Raw genomic sequence first — 14,544 nt, forward strand, 5'->3', positions numbered from 1 at the left:
CGTGCCCGCCCCGCTGCCGAGGGGCGGGCGGCCCGGTCGGGCCGTGGAACGCTGTCCGCGCCAGGGCACCGTGCCAGTGCCTGCACATCCCACCCACCCAACAGGGAGCACACATGGCCATGTCCGAGGACGCCGCCGCCGCGGCCGAGACCCCGGAGACGCCGACCGGCACCAGGAGAGGGCGGGTACGGCTCAAGCGCAGCGCCTGGATGGCCGTTCCGGCCGTCGCGGCGGGCGCCGTCCTGATGGCCCTCACCGCCCAGGGCGTACTCGCCGCCCAGTTCTCCATCAGCGGCATGCCGTTCACGATCACCGCGGACAAGCTCGACGGCAAGGGCTTCGCCCAGTTCGGCAGCCTGGACTCGATGATCCCCGACAGCCCCAACCAGGGCTCCACCGGCGGTCAGGTGCTGGTCGCGGTCTCGGCGATCAAGAAGGCCGAGATCACCAACCTGTGCCAGAGCGTGGACCTCGGTGGCGTCAACCTGGTGATCCACGCCGGCGACGCCGGCACCCCCGTCTCCGCCACCGACCTCACCACCGACTCCGACATGCTGTCCGGTGACGCGGAGTTCACCAACATCGAGATCGGCGGCGACGCCAGCACCTACACCAAGGCCGGCAACGCGGGCAAGGGCAACCCGGGCGTCTTCGGGCAGCAGGCCGACACCGTCGTGCTGACGCACCTCAAGCAGCACAACTACGCGAGCACCGCCGTCGGGTTCAAACTGCCCAACCTGCGGCTGAGCTTCAGCTCCCAGGGCTGCTGACCATGACGGAGTCCGTACCGGAGCCGGCCGGTTCCGGCGAGGGCGTCGCGGAGGGGGCCGTGGGGACGGCTCCCGCCCCCGCTCCCGCCACCACCCGACCGGTCAAACGCGACTGGCGGGGCCAGCGGCCGTTCTGGGGCGGGCTGCTGGTGCTGTTCGGCGGCGCCGAGATCCTGTTCACCCTGCGTGCCCCGCTGCCCGTCGTCCTGCACATCGGGATGCAGGGGCTGGCGGGCTACCTGGTGCCGGCGGTGATGGTGCTGTGCGGCCTGCTGATCCTGTTCAACCCGGCCCAGCGGCTGTTCTACTCCGTCCTCGCCGTGCTCGCCGCGCTGGCGAGCTGGCTCACCTCCAACCTGGGCGGCTTCGTGATCGGGATGCTGCTCGGACTGGTGGGCGCCTGCCTCACCTTCGGCTGGCTGCCCGATCAGCCGCTGCGCCGGGGGCGGCAGCGGCGGGAGGACCGGCGCCAGGAACGCCGGTCGTCCCGAGCGGGCACGGCCGGGGCCGGGGCCGACCCGGCCGGGGTCTAGCCCGAGGCGCCCCGACGGCGCCCGCCCCCTGGTGATGGGAGAGCACCAGGGGGCGGGGCGTCGGGGCACGGGGGAGTGCGGGGTCGGGCCGTGACGGTCAGATCGTCGCGGCGTCGATCACGAAGCGGAACCGGACGTCGCCGGCCAGCACCCGCTGGTAGGCCTCGTTGACCTGCTCGGCGCGGATCAGCTCGATCTCCGCAGTGATGCCGTGCTCGTCGCAGAAGTCCAGCATCTCCTGGGTGGCCGGCAGCCCGCCGATCATCGAACCGGCCAGCGAACGGCGGCCGGAGAGCAGCGCGTGCGCGTTCACCGTGACCGGCTTCTCCGGCGCGCCGACCTGCACCATGGTGCCGTCGGTGCGCAGCAGGCCGAGGTAGGCGCTCAGGTCGAGGTCGGCGGAGACCGTGTTGACGATCAGGTCGAAGGTGCCCGCGAGCTCGGTGAAGGTGGCCGGGTCGGAGGTGGCCCGGTAGTGGTCGGCGCCGAGCTTCAGCCCGTCCTCGCGCTTGCGCAGCGACTGGCTGAGCACGGTGACCTCCGCGCCCATGGCGTGGGCGAGCTTCACGCCCATGTGGCCGAGCCCGCCGAGGCCCACGATCGCGACCTTCCTGCCCGGCCCGGCGCCCCAGTGCGCGAGCGGCGAGTACAGCGTGATGCCGGCGCACAGCAGCGGCGCGGCGGCGTCCAGCGGCAGGTTGTCGGGGATGCGCAGCGCGTACGCCTCGTCGACGACCAGCTTCGAGGAGTAGCCGCCGTAGGTCGGCAGGCCGTCGTGGCCGACGCTGTTGTAGGTGAAGACGGTGCCGCCCTGGCCGGTGCAGTACTGCTGGAGGCCGGCCCGGCAGTTGTCGCACTCCCGGCAGGAGTCGACGATGCAGCCGACTCCGACCCGGTCGCCGGCCTGCCAGCGGGTGACGCCCGGGCCGACCTCGGTGACCACGCCCGCGATCTCGTGGCCCGGGACCATCGGGAAGATGCCGGTGCCCCAGTCCTCGCCGACCTGGTGGATGTCGGAGTGGCAGATGCCGCAGAACTTGATGTCGATCACGATGTCGTGCTCGCCCACCGCCCTGCGGGTGACGGTGGTCTTCTCCAGCGGGGAGTCGGGCCGCGCCGCGGCGTAGGCGGCGACCGTGCGGGTGGTGCCCTCGGTGGTGCTCGTCGTCGTTGCGTTCGTCGAGTTCGTCATGCTTCCAGCCTGCGTCGGTGCGGCGCGACCAGCCAGACCAGAGCCTTTCGTACGTACGCCACGCCTAGGGACCCCGGACGTACGACCACGGAACGTACGCACGGCGGTATCACCCTTCCCCCCGCCCCCGCCGCCCGGATCCCCCGCATACTGCAGACATGGACCAGCGCACCGAACTCAGCGAGTTCCTCCGATCCCGCCGCGCCCGGCTGCGGCCCGAGGACGTGGGCCTGCCGGACAGCACCACCCGGCGGCGGGTGCCCGGCCTGCGCCGCGAGGAGCTGGCCCTGCTCGCCGGAGTCAGCACCGCCTACTACACCCGGCTCGAACAGGGCCACGGCGAGAGCGTCTCCGCCGCCGTCCTGGACGCCATCGCCCGCGTGCTGCGGCTCAGCCCCGCCGAGCGCGAGCACCTCGGCCGGCTCACCAGGCCCGCCCGCCGTCGCCCCGGCCGGGCCGCCGCCCGCCCGCAGCGGGTCCGGCCCGCGCTCCAGCAGCTCCTAGACGCGATGGACTGCGTGCCCGCGTACGTCCTCGGCAGGCGCCTGGACATCATCGGCTGGAACCGGCTCGGCACCGCCCTGCTCGGCGACTTCGCCGCGATGCCGCCCGAGCAGCGCAACATGGCCTGGCAGCTCTTCCTCGAACCGGCCTCCCGCGAGCTCTACGAGGACTGGGACGGCAAGGCCACCGACGTCGTCGGCATGCTGCGGCTGGACGCCGGACGGGATCCGGACGACCCCAGGCTCGCCTCGCTGATCGGCGAACTCTCCCTCAAGAGCGCCGACTTCCGCCGCCTCTGGGCCACCCACAGCATCCAGGACAAGGGCCACGGCACCAAGCGGCTGCACCACCCGGTGGTCGGCCGGCTCAACCTCCAGTACGAGACGCTGCGCCCGGCCGGGGACGTCGACCAGGTGCTCGTCACCTACCACGCCGAGCCCGGCTCCAGCTCCGCCGAATCCCTGCGCCTGCTGGCCAGTTGGGCGGCCACCGAGTTCCACCCCGAGCCCGCCGAGGCGACCCCGGCCGATCCCGCCCGGTAGCGACGCGGGGCCTCTCTGCCCGGCCTTCCCGTCGGGCCTCCCCGTCGGGCCCTCCCGCGAGGCCTCCCCGCCGGGCCCTCCCGCCGGGTCTTCCCGTCAAGGGGTCGATGGTCCCGGGTCCGATCGGGGCCATCGGCCCTTCTCGCCGGTAACCGGGCGGCGATTGACTGGACGGGTCATGGACACCACCACCAGCGGAAACACCACCAGCGGCACCACCGCCGAGTACGACCGGCTGATCGCCCGCCACCACGCGATGCGGCTACGCCGCCAACTCCTCACCCCGACCTCGCCGTTCGGTCCAGATCCGGCCGGCGTCGGCGTCGGCGCGTACGGCGGCGCCGCCGACCAACGGCTGATCCGGCGCGACCTCGGCCTGCTCGAACCGCTCTCCGAACTGATCGATCACCTCTACGCGGTGATGTTCCGCCGCCGCCCCTACCTGCGTCCGCTCTTCCCCGCCTCGATGGAGTTCCAGCAGGCCCACCTGGAGCGGATCCTCCGCCACCTGGTGGACCACCTCCACCACCCGGCCGAACTGGCCTCGACCCTGCGCCAACTCGGGCGCGACCACCGCAAACTGGGCGTCCGGCCGGTCCACTACGAGGCCTTCGAGGAGGCCCTGTGCGCGGCGATCCGGCACCGGGCGGCCGCCCGGTGGACCGAGGAGATGGAAGCGGCCTGGGTCCGGATGCTGCGCTTCGCCGTCGCGGCGATGACGGCCGGCGCCGACTCCGCGCTCACCGAACCCCCGTACTGGCACGCCGTGGTGACCGGCCACGAGCGCCGCCGCCCCGACCTCGCCGTCCTGCGCGTGCGCACCGGCGAGCCCTACCCGTACCGGGCCGGACAGTACGGCACGGTCGAGCACCCGACGCTCCCGCACACCTGGCGGCAGTACTCGATGGGCTGCGCGCCGCGCACCGACAACGAGTTGGAGTTCCACGTCCGGCGCACCGGGCCGGACGGGGTCAGCGCGGCCCTCGTCGAACGCACCGCCGTCGGCGACCGGCTGCGCCTCGGCCCGCCGCGCGGCGGGCTGCTGCCCGAGGACGACACCCGCGACCTGCTGCTGGTCGCCGGCGGCACCGGCCTGGCCCCGATGAAGGCCATCGTCGAGCAGCAGGCCGCCCGGCGCCCGCGCGGCCGCCGCGTCCACCTGTTCGTCGGTGCCCGGGACCGCGGCGACCTCTACGACTGGTCCGCGCTCTCCGAACTCGGCCTGCACAAGCCCTGGCTGGCGCTCACCCCGGTCACCGCAGGCCGGCTCGCCGACGCCGTCGCGGGCACCGGGGACTGGCGCGAGCACCTCGCCTGCGTCAGCGGCCCGGCCGGCATGGTCGCCTCCGTCCGCTCCGAACTGCTCGCCGCCGGGCTGCCCCTGGCCCAGGTCCGCTACGACCAGGCGCTCGCCCGCTAGCCGTACGGCCTACCGGTAGTGGTACGTCCTACCGGTAGGCCGTACGGGCCGCTGGACGTCCTACCGGTAGCAGTAGGAGTCCGAGGAGGCGTCGCCGCCCGCGAGGTGGGTCTGGTGCACCCGTAGACCCCGGAAGTCGGCGCCGTGCGGGAAGAAGCGCTCGTCGACGCTCAACCCGCCCGCCTCGGTGTCGGCGTCCAGCTTGACGATCCACGGCTCGATGCCGTCCGGGTAGAACTGGTCGTCCCAGGCGCCGTAGAGGGAGTTGGTGAGGTAGAGCCGGCGCCCGTCCCGGCTGATCTCGACCATCTGCGGGGCGCCGCTCAGTGGGCGTCCCGGCGCGGCCGGGTGCGGGGTGCGGGCGACGACCCCGCCCAGCCGCACCGAGTCGGCGAGTCTGGGGTGGAACGGATCCGACACGTCGTACTGGAACAGTTCGCCGGTGCCCCACGCGGACACGTACAGCCAGCGGTCGTCCACCGACAGGTTGATGTCCGTGATCAGCGGCGGCACCGCGCCGAACGGTTGCAGCGCGGGCGGCAGGTCCTCCGTCTTGGCGGGCTCGGCGGGGATCTCGATCACCTTGCGCGCAGTGAACGCCGGGCCCTCCCGGTACCAGAGCCAGACCGAGGCGGACAGGTCCTCGACGTTGGTCACCACCCCGGCGAAGCCCCACTCCGCCTGCGGATCGTGCGCCGGGCGCAGCTCCAGCACCATCTGGTACTGGTCGCCGAGGTCGACCCGTTGCAGGTGCCGCCCCGAGTCCAGCTCCCAGAAGTGCAGCGCGTGCCCGTACTTGCGGCCCAGCAGCAGCTCCGGGACGACCCCGCCCTCCACCATCCAGGGCGTGCCCCACTCGCTGGTCACCCCCACGTTCGTCCCCAGGTGCCACCAGACGTCGTACGCGAAGTGCTGCGGCCCGCGCTCCGTCTCCCAGGCGCGCAGCACCTCGAAGGTGGTGTGGTCCAGCAGCGCCACCCCGCCGGGCCCGTCGTTCCCGTCCCCGCTGCCCAGGCAGGACAGGAACACCCCGTCCGGTCCGCAGTGCAGGGTGTGCGGGCGCGAGTAGCCGGCCTTGGCGGCGAGTTCCGCCGCCTCGACGGTCTTGACGAGGCGCGGCCGGACGGGGTCGGGCCGGGTGTCCATCACGTGCAGCCGCGAGGAGCGCAGGCCCGGGAGGAGGAGGTAGCGCCGCTCGGGGTTCTCGTGGCAGGCGTGCGCCAGTGCGCTGGAGCAGGCGTTCCAGCCGAAGTGGTGCAACTCGTCGCCCAGTGTCGGAAGTTCGGCGAAGTTGAGGACCTTCCCGTAGCTCGCCGAGGCCGGATCGGTGTCCACGGTGAGCAGTGCGTCCGGCCGCTCCCCGGCCCGGTCGAACCCGGCGACGTACGCCAGCGTCTCCGGTGGCGCGGCGATCGCCTCGGCGGCCGAACGGTACAGCGACGGATCGGTGTGGCCGGCCTGCGGCATGTGTTCTCCTCAACTCGCCTGCGTGACAACCGGAGTTGGATCTGTCCGGGTAGCGTTCCACATGACCGCCGGCGCACAGCAGGCGCACGGGGAGCGATCAGGAGGCGCGGACGGCCGGGTCGCACCGGTGCCCCGCAGAGCGCCGCCCGACAGGCAGCCCCGGGCTACCGGCCGGTATTGTCGGGGTCCTGGATCAAGAGCACCTGCGACGGACGGCAGGTCGAGCATGAGGACGGGTGCGGCGCAGATGGAGTTTCGGGAAGACATCCTGGGTGCCCCCTACGAGACGGCCGAGCTGACGCTGCGGCCGGACGCCGAGGGGGAGGTCTGCGCGACGCTGGTGCGCCGTCTGGTGCCGGGGGCGGAGCGGGCCGTGCTGTACATCCACGGGTACAACGACTACTTCTTCCAGACCAACCTCGCCGACCACTTCGCCGCGCTCGGGTTCTCCTTCTACGCCCTGGACCTGCGCAAGTACGGCCGCTCCCTGCGCCCGCACCAGTCGCCGAACTTCGTGCGCGACCTCGCCGAGTACGACGAGGAGATCGACGAGGCGGTGCGGATCATCCGCGAGGTGGACGGGCACCGGAGGCTGCTGCTGAACGGGCACTCCACCGGCGGGCTGATCGGCGCGCTGTGGGCGGGGCGGCGCTCGGGGCGCGGCCTGGTGGAGGGGCTGTTCCTGAACAGCCCGTTCCTGTCGATGCCGGCCGCGCCCGCCGTGCGGACCGTCGGCGGCCCGGCCGTCACCGCGATCGGCCGACTGGCGCCCACCCGCGTGCTGCCGTCGACGCTCAACCCGCACTACACGCACAGCCTGCACAAGGACCACCGGGGTGAGTGGGACTTCGACCTCGCCCTCAAGCCCGCCGAGGGCTTCCCGCTGTACGCGGGCTGGCTGGCCGCCATCCACCAGGGCCACCGGCAGCTGCGGCACGGGCTCGGGATCGACGTGCCGGTGCTGCTGATGGCGTCGACCAAGTCGATCGCGACCACCAAGTGGCACAACGCCCTGCACCACGCGGACGCCGTGCTGCGCGCCGACGACATCGCCGGCCAGGGCCCGCGACTGGGCCGGCACGTCACCATCGTCCGGATCGAGGGCGGCATGCACGACCTGGTGCTCTCGGGCGAGGCCGCCCGCACCCAGGCCTTCGCCGAACTGGACCGCTGGCTCGCCGCCTACCTCGACGTCCGACTGGCGGACGTCCGGCCGGTGGACGCCCAGGCCGTGGGGGAGAGCGCGTGACGGACGAGCCGGTGACAGACGAGCCGGTGACAGACGAGCCGGTGCCGGTCGGGCGCCACACCGACCTCGGCTTCGCCAAGCTCATGCCGGACCTCGACCGGGACGGCGGCTGGCTGCTCATCCTGGACGGCACCCCGCAGTCCTACGTCGACCTCGCCGACCCGACCCACCTGGAGTTCGAGTACACCCGGCGGCTCGGCCACCTCGCCGACGCCCTCGCCCCCGCCGGGCAGCCGCTGGACGTGCTGCACCTCGGCGGCGGCGCGCTCACCCTGCCCCGCTACCTCGCCGCCACCCGCCCCGGCTCGCGCCAGCGGGTGGTCGAGGTGGACGGGCCGCTGCTCGACCTGGTCGCCGAGCACCTGCCCTGGCAGGGGCCCGGCGCGGACATCACCGCGACCGTCGGCGACGCCCGCGCCGCCCTCGCCGAGACCCCGCCCGGCAGCCGGGACCTGGTCATCGCGGACGTCTTCCACGGCTCGCGCACCCCCGCCCACCTCACCTCGGTGGAGTTCCTGCGGCTGGCCGCCGCCGCCCTGCGCCCCGGCGGCTGCTACGCCGCCAACCTGGCCGACGGCCCGCCGCTGGCCTTCGCCCGGGCCCAGGCCGCGACGGTCGGCGCGGTGTTCCCGTACACCTGCCTGGTCGCCGAGGCCCCGGTGCTGCGCGGCCGCCGGTACGGCAACATCCTGCTCGCCGGTTCGACGGCGCCGCTCCCGGCCGCCGAGCTCACCCGGCTGCTGGCCGGCGACATCTTCCCGGCCCGCCTCACCGACGGCGCCGACCTGGCCGCCCTGGTCGGCCGCACCGCCCCGGTCACGGACGCCGACGCCACCGACTCCCCGCCCCCGCCGGACGGCGCGTTCAGCATCGGCTGAGCGGCGCGGCGGCCCGAGCGTCCCCGCGTCCGGGGTGTCAGAATCGGCGGGTTCGGGCCGGAGCGTGGAGCACGTCGGAGCGTGGAGCACGCCGAGCGCGGAACACGTCCGGCGCGGAGCAGGTCCAGCGCGGAGCACATCCGAAGGAGTGAGCGATGAACGGCGGGGAGCGGCCGGAGTTGGCGGAGGTGCCGGAGACGGCGTTGTGGACGCTGTGGCACCGCGCGGTGGAGGCGCGTCGGCCGGACACGGTGCTGGAGGACCCGAAGGCGGTCGAGCTGGTCGATCGGATCGACTTCCCGTTCGCGGAGTGCTTCGGGGAGGGCGCGCTGGTCAGCCAGTTGCAGGCGCTGCGGGCGGCCTGCTTCGACCGTGAGGTGGCGGACTTCCTGACCCGCTGCCCGCGCGGCACCGTGGTCGGTCTCGGGGACGGCCTGGAGACCCAGGCGTGGCGGGTCGACAACGGCCGGGCGGACTGGCTGTCGGTGGACCTGCCGGAGACGGCCGCGCTGCGGGAGCGGCTGCTGCCGCCGGACGAGCGGCGCCGGATCCTCGCCTGCCCGGTCACCGACCCGGGCTGGATGGACGAGGTGGATCCGGCCCACGGGGTGATGATCTGCGCCGAGGGCCTGCTGATGTACCTGCGGCCGGAGGAGGTGCGGGCACTGATCGCGGCCTGCGCCGAGCGGTTCCCCGGCGGGTCGATGGTGCTGGACGCGGTGCCGCGCTGGTTCAGCGCCCGGACCGTCCAGGGCAAGCTGCGGACCCGGCACTACCAGGCCCCGCCGATGCCGTTCGGCATGGACGCGGACGAGCGCGGCAAGCTGGCCACCGCGCACCCGGCGGTGACCGACGTGCGCGAGGTGTACCCGGAGGGCGGGCGGGGCCTGCTCCGCGCCCTGCTGCCGCTCGTGCGCCGGGTGAACGCGCGGCCGTCCGTGGTCGCACTTCGCTTTGCCGGATCTTGAAGAACGGCTGGTCACGCGGGAACCATGGGGCACCACCGCACGTCGTAACCACGGGTGATCGGCCGGGGGGACAGGCCGCCCGGCACGTTAGGCTGCCCTTATGGGGAAGCGGCCGCGTTGCCGCCATCGGACAACTGCCGGAACCGGCGTGCGGCACCGCTGAGGGCCGCGCCGGCTCCGACCTGCCACGGAGGTACTGGCCTTGCACATCGACGCCTGGATCGAGAGCGTCCCACCGACCGCGGTGTACGCCCTGGTCGGCCTGATCATCGGGCTGGAGTCGCTGGGCATCCCACTGCCCGGCGAGATCGCGCTGGTCACGGCCACCCTGATGGCGGTCAAGGGTGTGGTGAGCCCGGAGTGGATCGCGGTGGTCGCGATCCTCGGGGCGATCATCGGCGACTCGATCGGCTACTCGATCGGCCGCAAGGGCGGCAAGCCGCTGTTCGAGAAGCTCGGACGGAAGTTCCCCAAGCACTTCGGGCCGTCCCACCTGGCGACCGCCGAGCGCTCCTTCCAGAAGTGGGGGATGTGGGCGGTCTTCTTCGGCCGCTTCATCGCCCTGCTGCGCATCTTCGCCGGGCCGCTCGCCGGCGCGCTGAAGATGCCGTACTGGAAGTTCCTGATCGCCAACGTGCTGGGCGGCATCGTCTGGGCCGGCGGCACGACACTGCTGGTCTACAAGGTCGGCAAGAGCATCGAGCCCTGGCTGTCCCGGTTCTCCTGGGCGGGCCTGGCCGCGGCGGTGCTGATCGGCGGCGCCTCGGCCTGGTTCATGAAGCGCCGGGCCGCCAAGACCCACGCCAAGATCGAGGCGGAGGAGGCGGCCGCCGCGGCGACCGCCGCCAAGGCGCCCGTCGCGGAGTGAGCGGAGTAAGCGGAGTGACGAGGCGTCTGCACTGAGCACGGCGGGGCTGTCGGGCCCCCGGAGTAGCATCGGCGGGTACCTGCCGATCATGCACAACTGGAGGGCCCGATGACCCAGTCGACGTGGGATGCCGTGGACGCGTACTTCTCCGAGCAGCTGGTGGGGCACGACCCGGCGCTGGACGCCGCGGCCGCCGCCGCCGACGCGGCCGGGCTGCCGAAGATCGCCGTCGCCCCCAACCAGGGCAAGCTGCTGCACCTGCTGGCGCTGACCCAGGGCGCGCGGCGGATCCTGGAGGTCGGCACGCTCGGCGGGTACAGCGCGATCTGGCTCGCCCGGGCGCTGCCCGCGGACGGCACCCTGATCACCCTGGAGATCGACCCGAAGCACGCCGAGGTCGCCCGGGGAAACATCGCGCGCGCAGGGCTGGAGAAGGTCGCCGAGGTGCGGCTCGGCCGGGCCGCCGACTCGCTGGCCGCGCTGGTGGAGCAGGGCGTGGAGCCCTTCGACCTGGTCTTCATCGACGCGGACAAGCCCAGCAACCCCGAGTACTTCCGGCGGGCGCTCCAGCTGACCAGGCCGGGCTCGCTGATCATCGTCGACAACGTGGTGCGCGGCGGCGCCGTCGCCGACGCGGACAGCACCGACCCGGCCGTGGTCGGCACCCGGGCCCTGCACGATCTGATCGCCGCCGAGCCGAGGGTCACCGCCACGTCGGTGCAGACGGTCGGCAGCAAGGGCTATGACGGCTTCACGCTGGCCCGCGTACAGGGCTGAACCTTTTCAAGTACCACGGAGGAACGGAGACATCGTGCGGATCGGACTGTTGGGCGCCGGCCCCTGGGCGGAGCGGGTGCACGCACCCGTCCTCGCCGAGCACCCCGGGCTGGAGTTCACCGGCGTCTGGGCCCGCCGGCCCGAGGCGGCCACGGCCCTCGGCGGGACGTACGGCGTCCCCGGCTACGCGGACCTCGACCAGTTGCTCGCCGAGGTGGACGCGGTCTCGATCGCGCTGCCGCCGACCGTGCAGGCGGGCCTCGCGGTTCGGGCCGCCGAGGCGGGCTGCCACCTGCTGCTGGACAAGCCGGTCGCGCTGACCGTGCCGGACGCGCAGGCCGTGGCCGAGGCCGTCCGGGCCCACGGGGTCGCCTCCGTGGTCTTCTTCACCGTCCGCTTCGGCGGGGAGCAGATCCCGTGGATCGAGCAGCAGGCGGCGCTGGGCGGCTGGTTCACCGGCCGCTCGGACTGGCTCGGCTCGGTGTTCGCCCCCGGCAGCACCAGCCCGTACGCGGCCTCGCCGTGGCGCGAGGAGAAGGGCGCGCTGTGGGACGTCGGCCCGCACGCGCTGTCGGTGCTGCTGCCGGTGCTCGGCGACGCGACGCAGGTCACGGCGGTGGCCGGCCCGCTGGACACCGTCCACCTGGTGCTGCGGCACGCCGACGGCGCCTCCAGCACCCTGGCGCTGAGCCTGACCGCGCCGGTCGGCGCCGGTGGCGCCGACCTGGAACTGCGCGGCGAGCACGGCATCGCCCACCTGCCCGAGCGCGGCGAGGGCCCGGCCGCCGCCCTGCACCGCGCCCTGGACGCCCTCCAGGCCTCGGCCGCCACCGGCCAACCGCACCCCTGCGACGCGGAGTTCGGCCTGCGCGTGGTCGAAATCCTGGCCGGCGCCGACCACTCCCTGGCCACGGGCGCACCGGTCGCGGTCTGACGCCCGTCGACGGAGGTCAGACCGGCGGCAGGGTGGGGTTGGTCGGGCCCGGGCGGCGGTCGGTGGGGCGGGCCGGAGGGATGACGGGGGCGTGGAAGTCGCGCGGCCCGGTCCACAGGGCGGGGACGGCGTCGCCTCGGCGGGCGAGTTCGTAGGCCAGCGCCTCGTAGTTGACGCGCCAGCCGTGGAAGTGCTGCCAGGCCTCGTCGACCGGGCGCTCGCGGGGGAAACCGGCGGACGTGATCATGGCGACGGCGCCGATGTACTCGGTGTAGGTCAGGCGGATCGGGACGTCCGGGTCCGGGTCCGGGTCGAAGTCGATCCGCACGGAGCGGCCGATGTCGCGCAGCGCGGTGAAGCCCGCGCGCAGCACCAGGCGGGCCTCGGGCGGGGCCGAGCGCGGGCAGAGCGACAGGTGGAGGGCGGCCGCGTCCAGCACCGCGATCAGGCCGACCACCCAGCTGCGGTTCGGCTGCGGGGAGCGGAACGACAGCAGCACCGGGTAGTTGGAGTGGCTCTCGCCGATGTCGGCGGCCAGCCGCTCCCAGTCCCGGTAGAGCTGGGGGAGCGCGGTCTCGGTGTCGACGAGGGACTGCCGGGCCAGCAGCTCCGGGCCCCAGGCGGGCTCGCCGGCCCGGGACTGGAGGAGCGTCACCTCGGTCTCCCGCCGCTGGTAGGCGGCGTAGAGGGTGGGCAGGTAGGCGATCTGGAGGGCGATCACCAGCGGCCCGCTGGCGGCGGCCATGAAGTCGATCGCCGAGAGTTGCAGGCGCTCGCCGCTGGCGTAGCCGAGGGTGAAGAGGCTGGACCCGGCCTCCCGGATGGCCACCGACCAGCTGAGCTCGGACGTGCCGTGCAGCAGCAGGGTGTAGGCGAGCAGCATGCCGCTGAGCCACACCCCGAGCATGCCGAGCAGGATCAGCGGTGCCAGCCAGGTCAGGGCCCGGTCCTGCGCGTAGTAGCCGCGGAACGGAGTCGCGTAGAGCCGGAGCACGGTCCGCAGCACCCGCCAGAGGCGCTGCACCAGCGCCGAGTACAGCCCGCGCGGGACGACCAGCGTGCGCAGGATGCTGCCGACGATGAGCAGGAGCAGCAGGGCGCCGGCCAGGGTGTGGATCATCCTCATGGCGCCATTGTGGCGGTCCGGCGGAGCAGTTGCGGCGCGGGGCGCTGGGTTATGGGGTGGCGGAGGCCAGGTGCCGCTGGAATGCCTCGGCGGCGATGGTGCAGAAGCGCCTGATCCGGTTCGAGGAGCCGGGCGCGCGGATGTGTTCGTGGCGCTCGTGGTCCCAGAGGCCCCAGGGCGCTTTCCAGGGCTCGTGGCGTGCGGGGTGGCATTGACAGCGGGCGGCGTCCGGCTGAATGCTAAGCAAGCGCTTAGTCAACGAGGCCACACCCCGAGGAGCTGCCCGATGCCCGAGACCCCCGCCGAGCCGCCCGGGCTGGACCTCGCCCGCCTCCGCGCCCACCTGGACCGCGAGCTGCCCGGGCTCGTCCAGGGCCCGCTGCGGGCCGACCTCATCGAGGGCGGCCGCTCCAACCTCACCTACGTCCTCACCGACGGCACCGGCCGCTGGGTGCTGCGCCGCCCGCCGCTCGGACACGTCCTGGCCACCGCGCACGACATGGGCCGCGAGTACCGCGTCATGACCGCCCTGCGCGACACCGACGTGCCCGTCCCGCGCACCCTGCTGCTCGATCCCGGCACGGAGGTGCTCGGCGCCCCCTGGTACCTGATGGAGTTCGTCCCCGGCCTCGCGCACCGGGCCCTCGCCCCGTTCGCCGCCCTCGGCGAGCAGCGCGTCCACGCGCTCGGGCGACGGCTGGTCGACACCCTCGCCGCCTTGCACCGGATCGACCCGGCCGACGTCGGCCTCGCGGACTTCGGCCGCCCCGACGGCTACCTGGAGCGCCAACTGAGGCGCTGGTCCACCCAGTTGGCGAACTCCCGCAGCCGCGAACTGCCCGACGTGGAGCGGCTGCACGCCCTGCTCGCCGAGCGGCGGCCGATCTCCCCGGCGCCCGCCCTGGTGCACGGCGACTACCGGCTGGACAACGTGCTGGTCGGCGACGGCGACGCGATCACCGCCGTGCTGGACTGGGAGATGTCCACCCTCGGCGACCCGCTCACCGATGTCGGCCTGCTGGTGATGTACACCGAGGTCGCCGGCGTCGGCGGCGGCATCATCCCCTCCGCCGCGACCGCCCCCGGCTTCCCGAAGCCGGACGAACTAGTCGCGTACTACGCCGAGTTGACCGGCCGCCAGGCCGCCGACCTGGACTGGTACGTCGCCTTCGCCTCCTTCAAGCTCGCCGTCGTCGCCGAGGGCATCCACTACCGCTACCAGCAGGGCCGCACCCTCGGCGCGGGCTTCGAGCGGGCCGGCGAGATGGCCCCGATCCTCGCCCGGTACGGCCTGAGCACCCTCAAGGAGCACTGAC

The 14,544-nt window shown here is 73.5% G+C and carries 14 protein-coding genes; 11 read left to right on the plus strand and 3 right to left on the minus strand.

Annotated elements, in window-relative coordinates:
* The first annotated feature begins 113 nt into the window (after nucleotides 1-113).
* Together ACIP37_RS06555 and ACIP37_RS06560 are read left to right on the plus strand one after the other, a co-directional pair.
* Nucleotides 114-770, plus strand: a complete 657-nt coding sequence (locus ACIP37_RS06555; protein ID WP_363584787.1) for a DUF6230 family protein — start codon at nucleotides 114-116, stop codon at nucleotides 768-770.
* Between the two features lie 2 nt (nucleotides 771-772).
* Nucleotides 773-1,303 (plus strand): DUF6114 domain-containing protein, encoded by a 531-nt coding sequence (locus ACIP37_RS06560; RefSeq protein ID WP_244293257.1) that lies wholly within the window; start codon nucleotides 773-775, stop codon nucleotides 1,301-1,303.
* Between the two features lie 97 nt (nucleotides 1,304-1,400).
* Here ACIP37_RS06560 and ACIP37_RS06565 read toward each other — a convergent pair whose 3' ends face one another.
* Nucleotides 1,401-2,495, minus strand: coding sequence for an NAD(P)-dependent alcohol dehydrogenase (locus ACIP37_RS06565; protein WP_400843399.1), 1,095 nt, complete (start codon nucleotides 2,493-2,495; stop codon nucleotides 1,401-1,403).
* A gap of 158 nt (nucleotides 2,496-2,653) precedes the next feature.
* Here ACIP37_RS06565 and ACIP37_RS06570 point away from each other — a divergent pair, with 158 nt between their 5' ends.
* Nucleotides 2,654-3,541: a helix-turn-helix transcriptional regulator gene (locus ACIP37_RS06570; RefSeq protein ID WP_363584791.1), complete on the plus strand. Its 888-nt coding sequence runs from the start codon at nucleotides 2,654-2,656 to the stop codon at nucleotides 3,539-3,541.
* Between the two features lie 178 nt (nucleotides 3,542-3,719).
* A complete protein-coding gene (locus ACIP37_RS06575) occupies nucleotides 3,720-4,961 on the plus strand; it encodes a globin domain-containing protein (RefSeq protein ID WP_400843402.1) in 1,242 nt (413 codons plus the stop codon).
* Nucleotides 4,962-5,021: 60 nt separating this feature from the next.
* Here ACIP37_RS06575 and ACIP37_RS06580 read toward each other — a convergent pair whose 3' ends face one another.
* Nucleotides 5,022-6,428 carry a selenium-binding protein SBP56-related protein gene (locus tag ACIP37_RS06580; protein WP_363584795.1) on the minus strand — a complete coding sequence of 469 codons (1,407 nt, stop codon included), beginning with the start codon at nucleotides 6,426-6,428 and terminating at the stop codon, nucleotides 5,022-5,024.
* Between the two features lie 247 nt (nucleotides 6,429-6,675).
* Between ACIP37_RS06580 and ACIP37_RS06585 the strand changes: the two genes are divergently transcribed.
* From ACIP37_RS06585 to ACIP37_RS06610, 6 genes are all read left to right on the plus strand, one after another.
* Entirely contained in the window at nucleotides 6,676-7,677 is a 1,002-nt protein-coding gene (locus tag ACIP37_RS06585) for an alpha/beta hydrolase (protein ID WP_363629859.1), read from the plus strand.
* 83 nt (nucleotides 7,678-7,760) lie between these two features.
* Nucleotides 7,761-8,555, plus strand: coding sequence for a spermidine synthase (locus tag ACIP37_RS06590; protein ID WP_400843476.1), 795 nt, complete (start codon nucleotides 7,761-7,763; stop codon nucleotides 8,553-8,555).
* A 155-nt stretch (nucleotides 8,556-8,710) separates the two neighbouring features.
* A complete protein-coding gene (locus ACIP37_RS06595) occupies nucleotides 8,711-9,523 on the plus strand; it encodes a class I SAM-dependent methyltransferase (RefSeq protein ID WP_400843405.1) in 813 nt (270 codons plus the stop codon).
* 202 nt (nucleotides 9,524-9,725) lie between these two features.
* Nucleotides 9,726-10,391 carry a DedA family protein gene (locus ACIP37_RS06600; protein ID WP_363584801.1) on the plus strand — a complete coding sequence of 222 codons (666 nt, stop codon included), beginning with the start codon at nucleotides 9,726-9,728 and terminating at the stop codon, nucleotides 10,389-10,391.
* A 108-nt stretch (nucleotides 10,392-10,499) separates the two neighbouring features.
* Nucleotides 10,500-11,168: an O-methyltransferase gene (locus ACIP37_RS06605; RefSeq protein WP_363629861.1), complete on the plus strand. Its 669-nt coding sequence runs from the start codon at nucleotides 10,500-10,502 to the stop codon at nucleotides 11,166-11,168.
* A gap of 34 nt (nucleotides 11,169-11,202) precedes the next feature.
* The gene (locus tag ACIP37_RS06610; protein WP_400843409.1) at nucleotides 11,203-12,102 is read left to right on the plus strand and encodes a Gfo/Idh/MocA family protein; all 900 of its coding nucleotides are present in this window, start codon (nucleotides 11,203-11,205) and stop codon (nucleotides 12,100-12,102) included.
* A gap of 16 nt (nucleotides 12,103-12,118) precedes the next feature.
* Here ACIP37_RS06610 and ACIP37_RS06615 read toward each other — a convergent pair whose 3' ends face one another.
* A complete protein-coding gene (locus ACIP37_RS06615; RefSeq protein ID WP_363629865.1) occupies nucleotides 12,119-13,228 on the minus strand; it encodes a hypothetical protein in 1,110 nt (369 codons plus the stop codon).
* A 286-nt stretch (nucleotides 13,229-13,514) separates the two neighbouring features.
* Between ACIP37_RS06615 and ACIP37_RS06620 the strand changes: the two genes are divergently transcribed.
* On the plus strand, nucleotides 13,515-14,543 hold the full coding sequence (locus ACIP37_RS06620; protein WP_363629869.1) for a phosphotransferase family protein: 1,029 nt from the start codon (nucleotides 13,515-13,517) through the stop codon (nucleotides 14,541-14,543).
* Nucleotide 14,544 lies beyond the last annotated feature (1 nt).

This window comes from Kitasatospora sp. NPDC088861, from assembly GCF_044750105.1.
In the GTDB taxonomy this organism is placed as follows: Bacteria; Actinomycetota; Actinomycetes; order Streptomycetales; family Streptomycetaceae; genus Kitasatospora.

Excerpts from the sequence above, each read along its gene's own strand:
- ACIP37_RS06580 (WP_363584795.1), bottom strand. The coding sequence starts at position 6,428 with ATGCCGCAGGCCGGCCACACCGATCCGTCGCTGTACCGTTCGGCCGCC.
- ACIP37_RS06595 (WP_400843405.1), top strand. The coding sequence starts at position 8,711 with ATGAACGGCGGGGAGCGGCCGGAGTTGGCGGAGGTGCCGGAGACGGCG.
- ACIP37_RS06565 (WP_400843399.1), bottom strand. The coding sequence starts at position 2,495 with ATGACGAACTCGACGAACGCAACGACGACGAGCACCACCGAGGGCACC.
- ACIP37_RS06590 (WP_400843476.1), top strand. The coding sequence starts at position 7,761 with ATGCCGGACCTCGACCGGGACGGCGGCTGGCTGCTCATCCTGGACGGC.
- ACIP37_RS06615 (WP_363629865.1), bottom strand. The coding sequence starts at position 13,228 with ATGAGGATGATCCACACCCTGGCCGGCGCCCTGCTGCTCCTGCTCATC.
- ACIP37_RS06570 (WP_363584791.1), top strand. The coding sequence starts at position 2,654 with ATGGACCAGCGCACCGAACTCAGCGAGTTCCTCCGATCCCGCCGCGCC.
- ACIP37_RS06555 (WP_363584787.1), top strand. The coding sequence starts at position 114 with ATGGCCATGTCCGAGGACGCCGCCGCCGCGGCCGAGACCCCGGAGACG.
- ACIP37_RS06605 (WP_363629861.1), top strand. The coding sequence starts at position 10,500 with ATGACCCAGTCGACGTGGGATGCCGTGGACGCGTACTTCTCCGAGCAG.
- ACIP37_RS06575 (WP_400843402.1), top strand. The coding sequence starts at position 3,720 with ATGGACACCACCACCAGCGGAAACACCACCAGCGGCACCACCGCCGAG.
- ACIP37_RS06560 (WP_244293257.1), top strand. The coding sequence starts at position 773 with ATGACGGAGTCCGTACCGGAGCCGGCCGGTTCCGGCGAGGGCGTCGCG.
- ACIP37_RS06585 (WP_363629859.1), top strand. The coding sequence starts at position 6,676 with ATGGAGTTTCGGGAAGACATCCTGGGTGCCCCCTACGAGACGGCCGAG.
- ACIP37_RS06620 (WP_363629869.1), top strand. The coding sequence starts at position 13,515 with ATGCCCGAGACCCCCGCCGAGCCGCCCGGGCTGGACCTCGCCCGCCTC.